Source organism: Mycobacterium sp., from assembly GCF_032162605.1.
Taxonomy (GTDB): domain Bacteria; phylum Actinomycetota; class Actinomycetes; order Mycobacteriales; family Mycobacteriaceae; genus Mycobacterium.
In genome coordinates, this window is the sequence record NZ_JAVROT010000529.1 from 1 (window position 1) to 3712 (window position 3712).

The window sequence follows — 3712 nt, forward strand, 5'->3', positions numbered from 1 at the left end:
CCCCATCGCGTAGAGGATCCTGGCCACCGAAGCCTGCGAGGTAAGGGCCGATCCGACACAACCGGCGATGTAGGCCGCCGTGAAGAACGTGTTCAGGAACTGCCCACCGGCTGCGGTCATGACGTCCAACGAACCCGAGTCCACGTCGACGAACTGGTTCGACGGGAACACCAACTGGGAGACGTACGACAACCCGAAGAAGATGAGCCCACACCCCACCGTGGCGATCATGATCGCCTTGGGCACACTGCGAGTGGGATCCTTCGCCTCCTCGGACAGCGTCGAGACCGCGTCGAAACCGAGAAACGACAGGCACAGGATCGCCGCACCCGCGAAAATCGGGCTGGCCCCGCCGACCGTGCCGTCGCCGGTGAACGGTGCCACCAGGTCGACGTTGCCCTTCCCTGAGATCGTCACGAAGGCCATCACCACGAACACGGCGATGAAGACGACCTGAAGTGCCAGCAGCAGGAAGTTGGCCCGCGCCACCGAGACGATGCCGACGATGTTGAGCACCGTCACCAAGACGATCGAGGCCAGGATGAACACCCAGGCGGGCACGGCGGGCATCGCCGCTTCCAGGTAGATGCCGATGACCAGGTAGTTGAGCATCGGCAGGAAGAGGTAGTCCAGCAGCAGCGACCACCCCGCCAGGAAGCCGAGTGGCGCGCCGAACGTCCGCTGGGTGTAGGCGTAGGTCGATCCGGCCACCGGGAAGGCCGCCGACATCCGCGCGTAGGACCTGGCGGTGAACACCATGGCGGCGAGCGTCACCAGATAGGCGATCGACAGTCGGCCACCCGTCAGCTGAGTGACGATGCCGTAGGTGGTGAACACCGTGAGCGGCACCATGTAGACCATGCCGAACAGCACGAGGGCAGGTACGCCGAGGGCGCGTTTGAGGTGCCCCTCGGTCTCGACTGACGGCGTCGTCGACGACATGGCGTTTCCTTCCTAGTCTCTTCTACTGAACGAATGGCCGACCGAGCTCGCCCCGCAGGTAGGTGCCCCGGACGCGCAGTCCGGGCAACTCCAGGGCGGGCACTTCACGCGGGTCGCGGTCCAACCACAGCAGGTCCGCACTCGCGCCGGGTACCAGGCGGCCCCAGGATCCCTCGGCGAACGCCTGCTCTGCGACACCCGCGGTGTACGCGCTGAGCGCCCGCTCGATGGTGAGGATCTCCTCGGGCGTCCAACCGCCCTGGGGCTCCCCCTCCGGGGTGCGCCGCGACACCCCGATCGCGATGCCGTCGAGCGGCGCACCGGAGGACACCGGCCAGTCCGAGCCGAAGGCCAGCGGCGCGCCCGAGTCGTCCAGGCTGCGCATCCGATACTGCTTGTCGGCGCGTTCGACGCCGAGACGCGGGATGGTCAGGACGGTCATCAACGCGTCCATCTGCGCCCAGAGCGGCTGCATGTTGGGGATCACCCCGAGCTTGGCGAACCGGTGTACGTCGGCGTCGTCGACCAGCTGTGCGTGGGCGATCACTGGGCGTCGGTCCCGCGGCCCGTTGCTCTCAGAAGCGTATTCGATGGCGTCCAGTGCTTGGCGCACCGCGGCGTCACCGATGGCGTGGATGTGGATCTGCAGCCCGAGCTCGTCGACGCGGCGGGCGGCCTGGGCCAGGCTGTCGCCCTTCCAGACCTGCATGCCGTGATCGTGCAAGCCCGAGCAGTACGGCGCCAGCAGCGCGCCGGTCTCGTTCTCCACCACGCCGTCGGCGAAGAACTTCACCGTCTGCGCGGTCAGCAGCGGCGAGCCCACCTCCTGCACCCGACGACGAGCCTCGGCGAAATGGGCCAGCTGCGAGTCGAAGTGGCGCGGGTCGGCGTACAGCGCGAGGTTGAATCGAACGCGAAGGGCGCCGGTTCGAGCCGCAGCGATGTAGGTGTCGACATCGCCGGGCTCCACCCAGGCGTCCTGCACCCAGGTCACTCCCCTGGCCAGGTAGTAGTCGGCGGCGGTCCCGAGCGCAGCCACCCTGACGTCTTCGTCGCGTGCGGGCATGACCGCGGTGATCAGATCTACCGCGCCCCACTCCCGCAGGGTGCCGAGCACCGAACCGTCGTCGCGGTGCGGGATCTCGCCGAGTTCCGGGTCCGGTGTGTCCGACGTGATGCCCGCGCGTTCCAGGGCGACCGAGTTGACCCAGACCGTGTGGTAGTCCCAGGCGCGCAGCACCACCGGCCGGTCGGGAACCGCCTCGTCCAACCAGCGGGCGTCGAACAGTCCGCCGGGGGCGAGGCTGCTGTCGTAGGAGGCGCCGACGATCCACTCCTCGTCGGGATGCGCCTCGGCGTAGGAACGCACCGCCTCGACGATCTCCGCGACCGACGCGCACGGCCGGACCGCGGGCCCGACGAATTCGAGGCCGCCGAGCAGCGGATGAGCGTGCCCGTCGCCGAACGACGGCATCAGGAAGCCGCCCTCGAGGTCGGCCTCGTCGGCGCCCTGCTCGGTTGCCGCCGCGTGCGCAGATGCACCCACGGCCGTGATGACGTCGCCGTCGATGAGTAGCGCATCCGTTGTTTCGGAAGCACCTGTCCACACGATTCCGTTGCGAAACAGCGTCATCACCACGGTTTGGCACACTACGCGGGCTCAAGCATTACGCAATGCGTAACGGGAGCGAACGGTACCCATCCGTCTCCCGCGTGGTTCCGAATAGAGATCGTGGAACGTGAAGACCGCGCTGGACGCTCGATCGCCGTCGTCGGAAGCGGCGTTGCCGGGCTCACCGCTGCCTACGTCCTGTCAGCCCGCAACCGGGTGACGCTGTTCGAGTCGGACAGCCGGTTGGGCGGCCATGCACACACCCACTTCATCCATCGCGGAGACGGCGACGTCGTCGCAGTCGACTCCGCGTTCCTGGTGCACAACGACAGGACCTATCCCACGCTCTGTCGCCTGTTCTCCGAACTCGGGATCGAAACGCGCGACACCGACATGTCGATGTCGGTCCGCGACGACCGAGTCGGCGCCACCGGCCTCGAGTACGCGGGAGCGCGCGGAATCGGAGGGCTCTTCCCGTCGCCGTCGAATCTGGCCCGTCCCCGCTACCTCCTGATGCTTGCGGAGGTCAAGCGGTTTCACCGCGAAGCGACCCGGTTGCTGGACCGGGAAGCGGCCCGCGACGAGACGCTCGGGGCGTTCGTGGAGCGGCATGGTTTCTCCGTCTACTTCGTTGCGCACTTCATGACGCCGTTGGTGGCCGCGGTGTGGTCGTGCACCCCTGGTGACGCGATGCGCTATCCCGCCCGCTATCTGTTCGTCTTCCTCGCGCACCACGGCATGCTCTCGGTGTTCGGTTCGCCGACGTGGCGGACCGTCGTCGGTGGGTCCGCCACGTACGTCCAAGCGATCGCAAAGCTCGTTCACGAGGTCGCCGCCGGCGCGCCGGTCCGCTGCGTGAAACGGGTACCCGACGGCGTGCAGATCTCCGCCGGCGACGCCGCACCCAGACGGTTCGACGCGGCGGTCATCGCGACGCATCCGAACCAGGCACTGCTGCTGCTGGCCGAGCCGACCGCCGCCCAACGCACGGTCCTTGGCGCAATCCGCTACTCCACCAACCACGCCCAACTGCACACCGACGTCTCGGTGCTCCCGCGGCGGCCCCGCGCCAGGGCCTCTTGGAACTACCTGGCAACCCCAGACGCCGACAACGCTCTGGTGACCTATGACATCACGCGTCTGATGCGGCTCTCGGGT

At 67.7% G+C, this 3712-nt stretch carries 3 protein-coding genes; 1 reads left to right on the forward strand and 2 read right to left on the reverse strand.

The window, feature by feature from the left end:
- On the reverse strand, window positions 1-942 hold a 942-nt coding region (locus QOI01_RS29365), incomplete at its 3' end, for an amino acid permease (protein WP_526386665.1).
- Between the two features lie 22 nt (window positions 943-964).
- Window positions 965-2575 carry an amidohydrolase gene (locus QOI01_RS29370; protein ID WP_526386667.1) on the reverse strand — a complete coding sequence of 537 codons (1611 nt, stop codon included), beginning with the start codon at window positions 2573-2575 and terminating at the stop codon, window positions 965-967.
- Window positions 2576-2674: 99 nt separating this feature from the next.
- Here QOI01_RS29370 and QOI01_RS29375 point away from each other — a divergent pair.
- Window positions 2675-3712 (forward strand): NAD(P)/FAD-dependent oxidoreductase (locus QOI01_RS29375; RefSeq protein ID WP_526386666.1); only part of this gene is annotated, 1038 nt, incomplete at its 3' end.

Excerpts from the sequence above, each read along its gene's own strand:
- QOI01_RS29370 (WP_526386667.1), bottom strand. The coding sequence starts at position 2,575 with ATGACGCTGTTTCGCAACGGAATCGTGTGGACAGGTGCTTCCGAAACA.